General features: G+C 73.2%; 1 pseudogene. It reads left to right on the top strand.

Annotated elements, in window-relative coordinates:
* Positions 1-477, top strand: a pseudogene (locus tag ACOADB_RS21525) (ATP-dependent DNA helicase); the annotation flags it as partial.

Raw genomic sequence — 477 nt, 5'->3', positions numbered from 1 at the left:
GTCCGCCACGTCGAGGGCAACGAGGCCGACGACCTCGCCGACGCTGCCGACGCACTGCGCGCTGCCGTCTCCGAGGCCAGCCCCGGCCGCTTCGAGACGCTGCCCGAGGAGCTGTCCGACGCCCTCGTCCTGGTGCGCGATGCCGCCCGGGCCTGCGCGTCCGCATTCCCCAAGGCCGAGGCCGGCAGCGAGCCGGACCCGGCCTTCACCCAGGCCAAGGGCATGGTGCAGGAGGTCTTCGCGACCGCCGAGCGGATGGCGGCGTGCTCGGAGTCCGACGTGCTGTGGCGCACCGAGGGCACCGACCGGATCCCGCCGACCCTGTGCGTCGCGCCGCTGCAGGTGTGGGGCCCGATGCGCGACAAGCTGCTGACCGACAACACGGTGGTGCTGACCTCGGCGACCCTGATGCTCGGCGGCGACTTCGACTCGATCGCCACCTCGGTCGGCCTCAAGCCCAGCGAACGCTCACGCGAG

The sequence above is a fragment of the Nocardioides sp. CPCC 206348 genome (assembly GCF_048654705.1).
Taxonomy (GTDB): Bacteria; Actinomycetota; Actinomycetes; order Propionibacteriales; family Nocardioidaceae; genus Nocardioides.
Note: the sequence above shows the minus strand (reverse complement) of the source record. Positions and strands in the feature narration are given on the sequence as shown.